The sequence below is a fragment of the Nocardiopsis sp. NPDC006198 genome (assembly GCF_040613895.1).
Taxonomy (GTDB): domain Bacteria; phylum Actinomycetota; class Actinomycetes; order Streptosporangiales; family Streptosporangiaceae; genus Nocardiopsis; species Nocardiopsis tropica.
Genome location: NZ_JBEXSY010000029.1, coordinates 70,686 through 77,222 on the forward strand (window position 1 = coordinate 70,686; position 6,537 = coordinate 77,222).

Below are 6,537 nucleotides of genomic sequence, written 5' to 3' on the forward strand. Positions count from 1 at the left end.
GGGCCGACTCCCAGCCGCCTACCTCCTGCGGGCGGGGTACCGGGCGGGTTCCCCGCCCGGCGCCCTCCGGACCGCGCCCCGCGGCGGGGCGGCCGGCGGGCCCGCCTCAGAAGGCCAGCACACCGACGATCCCCGCGTACACGGCGATCAGCAGCACGCCCTCGAAGCCGATCCGGCCCCATCCGCGCGCCTGGCGGACGATGAGTCCGGCGAGGAGCACCACCGTCATCAGCAGCGCACCGCAGGTGAGGAAGAGCTCGTCGGTTCCCGCGACGTGGAACAGCGACCCCGAGCGGTAGAAGACGTCGCCCACCGCCAGGTTGAGCACGTCCAGGCTGTTGCCGCCGATGATCGCCGCCACGGCCAGCGTCATGGCGCCCCGCCGGACGGCGGCGACCGCCGCGACCGTCTCGGGCAGGGCGTTGACCGCGCCCATCGCCACCGCGCCGACGAGCCCCGCGCTGAGCCCGGTGGACTCCACGACGACGACCGCCGCCTCCGCCAGGGCCCAGCCGCCCACGGCCACGACGGTGCCGACCACCGCGAAACCCGCCCACAGGGAGGCCGTGCCCCCGGCCCCCTCGCCCGCCGGGGTGTCCGCGCGGACGGCGTCCACGGGCCCGCTCCCCGCGGAACCGCCCCCGGAGCCGGGCGCCGGGGCGCCGCCGGAGGCGCCGGGGACGTCCACCACCGTCTCCCGCGTGTGCACGGCGCGCCACATCGGGTGCGCTCCCTCGTGGTGGATCAGCCGGAGCCCGCCCGCGTAGAAGGCGACGAGGACGACCGAGGCCGGGTGGACCCCCAGCACCGTCACGTCGGGCCCGAAGCCGGACATCAGGGCCAGGGACAGCATCCCGATCAGCAGGCAGCAGAAGAGCAGGTTCGCCGACGAGGCCGCGGCGTGCTCCAGGTTGGCGCGGCGGTGGAAGAAGTCGGCCACCGCCAGAGCGAGGGTCTGGGCGGCGATCCCCCCGACGGCGTTGCTGTAGGCCAGCCCCGGCTGGTCCGCGGCGGCGCTCACCGCCGTCATCACGATCCCCGACAGGGACGTGGCCAGGCCGAAGAAGACCGCGCCGAAGACGGCCTCCCCCCACCCCGTGCGGTCCGCGAGGACGTCCCCGAGGGTGGCCATCCTGACGCTGGCCACCACGGTCACCGCGGCCACCAGGACGAAGATCGCGATACTCCAGCCCAGCGACCACGGCGGTGCCATCGCTTCCACCATGTGCGTTCCCTCCCCGTGTCGGTGCACGGTCCCCGGGCTACCCGCGGCGGGGCGCTCCAATCGGGCCCGCGCACGCGCGCGGGCCCGCCGCCGGGGCGAGCCGTCCCTCCTCGCAGGTCAGCGCAGGAAGAGGTCCGGGGTGAGGGGCAGGCTCCTGACCCGGACGCCGGTGGCGTGGTGGCAGGCGTTCGCGACGGCCGCCGCCGTGCCGACGATGCCGATCTCGCCCACGCCCCGTGAACCGAGGGGGCCCGCGTGCGGGTCCTCCCCCTCCAGCCAGTCGGCCTCCAGCCCGGACACGTCCGCGTGCACGGCGACGTGGTACTGGGCCAGGTCGTGGTTGACCACATGGCCGAAGGCGGGGTCGACCACGCTCTGCTCGTAGAGCGCCATCGACAGGCCCATGACCATCCCCCCGAGGAACTGCGAGCGCGCCGTGCGGGGGTTGACGACCCGGCCGACCGAGAACAGGCCCAGCATGCGCGGGACCCGGATCTCCCCCGTGTCGGCGTGTACCCGCGCCTCCACGAAGTGGGCGCCGAACGAGTACTGCGAGTAGCCCGGCGTCGCGGTGTCCTCGGGCGCGGTCCCGCGCGCGCTCGCGCCCGGCGCGGGAGTCTCGCCGTGTTCGGCCCTGAAGACCCGGGCCGCGGCGACCAGCGCCGCCCCCCAGGACGTGGTGCCGCTGGAGCCGCCCGCCACGGAGGCCTCCGGCAGGTCGGTGTCGCCGATGGAGACCACGATCTCCGACAGCGGGCGCCCCAGCGCGTCCGCGGCGATCTGGGTGAGGGCCGTCAGCGCTCCGGTGCCGATGTCTGCCGCGCCGATGCCGACGTGGTAGCGGCGGTCCTCGCCGTACCGGATCTCGGCCACCGACCCCGGGTTCACCATGTGCGGGTACATGGCGGAGGCGACCCCCGTGCCCACCAGCCAGTCGCCCTCGCGGCGGGCCCCCGGCGCGGGGTCGCGCCCGTGCCAGCCGAAGCGCTCGGCGCCCTCGCGCAGACACCTGACGAGAGCCCGGTCCGACCAGGGCTCCCCCGTCGAGGGGTCGACCGGGGGTTCGTTGCGCAGGCGCAGCTCCACCGGGTCGACCCCGCACTCGTGGGCGAGCTCGTCCATGGCCGACTCCAGCGCGTACATCCCCGGCGCCTCGCCCGGGGCGCGCATCCAGAACGGGATGGGGGCGTCCAGGGGCGCCAGCCGGTGCGTGGTGCGCCGGTGGGGGGCGGCGTACATCATGCGGGTGCACACCCCGCTCTGCTCGGCGAACTCCTTGATCTTCGAGGTCTGCTCCACGACGTCGTGCACGACGGCGTCCAGGCGCCCGTCGCGGTCGGCCCCGAGCCGCAGCCTCTGGATGGTGGGCGTCCGGTAGCCGACCAGGCTGAACATCTGCTGCCTGGTCAGCGCGAACTTGACCGGGCGTCCGGGGACGGCGCGGGCCGCCATCGCGGCCAGGACGTTGTGCGCGTGCGCCGAGCCCTTGGACCCGAACCCTCCCCCGACGTACGGGGCGACCACCCTGACGCGCTCCGGGTCGAGGCCGAAGACCCCGGCGACCGTGTGCCGGACGGGGTGCGCTCCCTGGGTGGAGTCGTAGAGGGTGAGACGGCCGCCCTCCTCGTCCCACAGGGCGACGGTGGTGTGCGGCTCCATGGGGTTGTTGTGCTCCATGGGCGTGCGGTACGTGCGGTCCACCACGACGGCCGCGCGGGCGAGCGCGGCGTCGGGGTCCCCCTGCTCGGTGTCCGCCTCGACACCGGTGTTGACCGCCTCCGGACGGTACAGGCGCGGGTGGTCGGCGGTCAGCGTCACGTCGTGCGCGAGCGTCTCGTAGGCGACGTCCACCAGCCCGGCCGCCTCGCGGGCCGTCTCGGGCGTGTCGGCGACCACGGCCGCCACGAACTGGCCGCGGAAGGCCACTTCGTCGCTCTGGAGGACGGCGAACTCCCGGTCCTCGGTGTCGGCCAGCCGTTCGGCGTTGGCGGGCGTCAGGACGGCGCGCACCCCCGGGAGTTCCTCCGCCCTTGCGGTGTCCACGGCGCTGACCCGGCCCCGGACGACGGTGGACAGGACCGGGCCCAGGTACAGCGGGTCGGTGAGGGCGTACTCGTAGGCGTAGGGCGCCAGGCCGGTGACCTTGGCCTCCCCCTCCAGGCGTGTCAGCGGACGCCCGACGGACGGCGTGCTCGGCGTGGTGGTCATCGTGCCTCCTCGGCGGTGAGGCCGCGCAGCGTGGACGCGAGCGTGTTGACGGCCATGGGGACCTTGAAGGCGTTGTCGCGCCCGGTGCGGGCGTCGGCGAGCTCGGCGCGGGCGGCCTCGCGGAACGCCTCCTCCGTCGCCGGTCCGCCGATCAGCGCCTCCTCCGCGCGGTGGGCGCGCCAGGGGACGTGCGCCAGTCCGCCGAAGGCGATGCGCGCGTCCGCGACCGTGCCGTCCACGACGTCGAGCGCGGCGGCCACCGACACCAGCGCGAACGCGTAGGAGGCGCGGTCGCGCACCTTGCGGTAGGCCGACCGTGCGGCCACCGGCAGGTGGGGCAGGTCGACCGCGGTGACCAGGTCGCCGTGTCCGAGGACGGTGTCGCGTTCGGGTTCGCTGCCGGGGAGCCGGTGCAGGCCCGGGATCGGCACGACGCGCTCCCCGCCGGGGCCGAGCACGCGCGCCTCGGCGCCCAGCGCGGCGAGCGCCACCGCCATGTCGGAGGGGTGGGTCGCCACGCAGTGGTCGGAGGCGCCGAGGACGGCGTTGTCGCGTCCGTGCCCCTCCAGGGCCGAGCAGCCCGTGCCGGGCTCGCGCTTGTTGCAGGGCGTGGTGGTGTCCTGGAAGTACGGGCAGCGGGTGCGCTGGAAGAGGTTCCCGCCGGTGGTGGCGGCGTTGCGCAGCTGCCCCGAGGCGCCGGCGAGCAGCGCGGCGGACAGGACCGGGTAGCGGCGGCGGACCGCCGGGTGGGCGGCCAGGTCGCTGTTGGGCACGGAGGCGCCGATCCTGAGCCCCCCGCCGGGGAGCTCCTCGACCCGGTTGCCGAGCAGGCCGCGCACGTCCACGAGCCGGGTGGGCGAGGCCACGCCGAGCTTCATGTGGTCGACCAGGTTGGTGCCGCCCGCGAGGTAGGCGGCGCCGGGGTCGTCGGCGACCAGGGCGACGGCGTCCGCGGGCCCGTCGGGCCGCGTGTAGTCGAAGGGCCTCACCGTGCCGCCTCCCTGATCGCGGCGACGATGTTGGTGTAGGCGCCGCACCGGCACAGGTTGCCGCTCATGCGCTCGCGGATCTCCTCGTCGTCCAGGCTCACCGGGGCGTCGAGGTCCGCGGTCGCGTGGCTGGGCCAGCCGGCCTCGGCCTCCCGCAGCATGCCCACGGCCGAGCAGACCTGGCCGGGGGTGCAGTAGCCGCACTGGAAGCCGTCGTGGTCGACGAAGGCGCGGGCCACGGGGTGGAGTTCCCCGCCGGGAGCGCCGTCCCCGCTCCCCAGGCCGGCCGCGGTGGTGACGTCGGCGCCGTCGTGCGCGACCGCCAGCGCCAGGCAGGACAGGATGCGGCGCCCGTCCAGGAGGACGGTGCACGCTCCGCACTGCCCGTGGTCGCAGCCCTTCTTGGGCGAGGTCGCCTCCAGCCGGTCTCGCAGCGCGTCCAACAGTGTGGTGCGGGTGTCGACGGTGAGCCGGCGCTCCTCACCGTCGACCCGCAGGGTGATCGTGGCGTCCACCGGATGTGCCTTCCCCTCGTTGCCCCTCGTACAGCTCTCGTCCCAGTGTGTGACACGGGGGTGGCTCGGCGAAGCCGCCACGTCGGGGCGGTGCCGGACGGCTCGTGCCGCGTCCGGGGGCGCCCCGGAGCCGCCGGGGGCAGGGGCTGCGGCAGCCCGGCGGAGGGGCGGGCGCGTCCCCCGGCCGCCCCCGTCCGGGGACCGCTCAGGGCGTGCGTCCGGTGAGCGCGATCAGGCGGTCCTGGGCCGTCGCGTCGGGGCCGACCGGGGAGGGCGCGTCGAACATCTGCCCCGGCCCGAAGTCCTGATCGGAGGCCCAGGCGTGGAGTTCCTTGGCCAGGTCGGGGTCGAGCGCCTCGTCCGCGCCGATCGCGCGGGCCAGGTCCCAGGCGTGGACGGCCAGGTCGAAGGTCATCTGCCAGAGGTACACCTCGGCGGGCACGTCCCCGAAGGACAGGTGGACCGTGCGCTCCAGGGACGACAGGCCGAGCCAGGCCGTCCGGGCCTCCCGCGAGACCACCGCCCAGGAGGCCGCGGGCTCCTCACCCAGGTTGTCCCCGTCGAAACGTTCGCCGACGTCCTCCATCCGGGCCCCGCCCAGCAGGGGCGGGACCCACAGCTGCTCGGTGGCCAGGTGGTTGACCAGGTCGTGCACGTCCCAGTCCGTGCAGGGCGTGGGCCGGGCCCAGTCGGTGAGCCCGACCGCCCGGACCCGGCGGTCGAACTCCTCCAGCGCGGTGCCGTGCAGGTCGATCAGGCGTGCCATGTGCTTCCCCAGGGTCGGATGCGTGTTCTGCCCGGGTCACCTACCCGGAGCGGGCGCGGGCCGAACCCGCCCCCGCGAGGAGGTGCGGGCGGCCGGTCCGCCACGGGCCGGGCCCCTCGTCCCCGGCCGCGCCGCGGACCCCCCGGCAGGCGGCCGCCGCGAGAGCGAGGGCGAGGCCGTCCTCGACGAGGGCGCCGATCCACGGGGGGAGTCCGCCGTCGGTCCACAGCTTCCGCCACCCGGACCCCGCGAGCGCGCCGAGGGGCGCGGCGGCGGCCGCGAGCACGGCGCTGCCGGCGACCGGTCGCGAGCGCTCCCGGGCCAGCATCGCGCCTCCGGCGGCCGCGCTGGCGGAGCGGGCGAGGAGGCTCGGCCAGGAGAGGCGGCTGGGGACGACCGGAGACTTGTCCGCGACGAACTCCCCGAGGACTCCTGCGGCGAGGAACACCCGCCGCCGCCCGGACGAGGCCGGCCACAGGGGTGCGGCCGTCCCGAGCGAGGAGCGCGCGCCCGCCGCCAGACCGAGCATCACGGCGCCGGCCGCGTGCGTTCGCGTCGTGCCCATGTCTCCCCCTCCGGTCCCGGCCGCCCGTGCACGGCCGCTCCGCACCGATTATCCAGGGGCGTCCCGGGGACGGGGCGAACGCGCCGCGGACGGCGCGGCGCGTGGAGGAGGGCGGGGACGGGGTCGGGGAAGGAGGACCCGCCGACACGGCGACGGCCGCGCACGGGGGCGGCACCTGCACGGCGGGGGCGTGCCGGGCCGGGGACCCGACAGGGCGAAGGTCCTGTTCGGGGTCGTCCTGAAGTCGGTGGTCCTGCCCCTGACCGCGT

6 protein-coding genes are annotated in these 6,537 nt (G+C 76.0%); all 6 read right to left on the reverse strand.

Annotated elements, in window-relative coordinates:
* Positions 1–106: 106 nt before the first annotated feature.
* On the reverse strand, positions 107–1,225 hold the full coding sequence (locus tag ABZ234_RS20175) for a cation transporter (protein WP_355013088.1): 1,119 nt from the start codon (positions 1,223–1,225) through the stop codon (positions 107–109).
* 117 nt (positions 1,226–1,342) lie between these two features.
* Entirely contained in the window at positions 1,343–3,433 is a 2,091-nt protein-coding gene (locus ABZ234_RS20180; protein ID WP_355013089.1) for a xanthine dehydrogenase family protein molybdopterin-binding subunit, read from the reverse strand.
* Entirely contained in the window at positions 3,430–4,422 is a 993-nt protein-coding gene (locus ABZ234_RS20185; protein ID WP_355013090.1) for a xanthine dehydrogenase family protein subunit M, read from the reverse strand. Before ABZ234_RS20185 ends, ABZ234_RS20180 begins: the two co-directional genes overlap by 4 nt.
* Positions 4,419–4,937, reverse strand: a complete 519-nt coding sequence (locus ABZ234_RS20190; protein WP_267944592.1) for a 2Fe-2S iron-sulfur cluster-binding protein — start codon at positions 4,935–4,937, stop codon at positions 4,419–4,421. Before ABZ234_RS20190 ends, ABZ234_RS20185 begins: the two co-directional genes overlap by 4 nt.
* Before the next feature lie 205 nt (positions 4,938–5,142).
* On the reverse strand, positions 5,143–5,703 hold the full coding sequence (locus tag ABZ234_RS20195) for a TIGR03086 family metal-binding protein (RefSeq protein ID WP_355013091.1): 561 nt from the start codon (positions 5,701–5,703) through the stop codon (positions 5,143–5,145).
* A gap of 40 nt (positions 5,704–5,743) precedes the next feature.
* Positions 5,744–6,268, reverse strand: coding sequence for a hypothetical protein (locus tag ABZ234_RS20200; protein WP_267944594.1), 525 nt, complete (start codon positions 6,266–6,268; stop codon positions 5,744–5,746).
* Positions 6,269–6,537 lie beyond the last annotated feature (269 nt).

What these genes read in the sequence shown, in the direction of transcription:
- ABZ234_RS20175 (WP_355013088.1), bottom strand. Translation starts at nt 1,225, where the DNA reads ATGGTGGAAGCGATGGCACCGCCGTGGTCGCTGGGCTGGAGTATCGCG.
- ABZ234_RS20180 (WP_355013089.1), bottom strand. Translation starts at nt 3,433, where the DNA reads ATGACCACCACGCCGAGCACGCCGTCCGTCGGGCGTCCGCTGACACGC.
- ABZ234_RS20195 (WP_355013091.1), bottom strand. Translation starts at nt 5,703, where the DNA reads ATGGCACGCCTGATCGACCTGCACGGCACCGCGCTGGAGGAGTTCGAC.
- ABZ234_RS20200 (WP_267944594.1), bottom strand. Translation starts at nt 6,268, where the DNA reads ATGGGCACGACGCGAACGCACGCGGCCGGCGCCGTGATGCTCGGTCTG.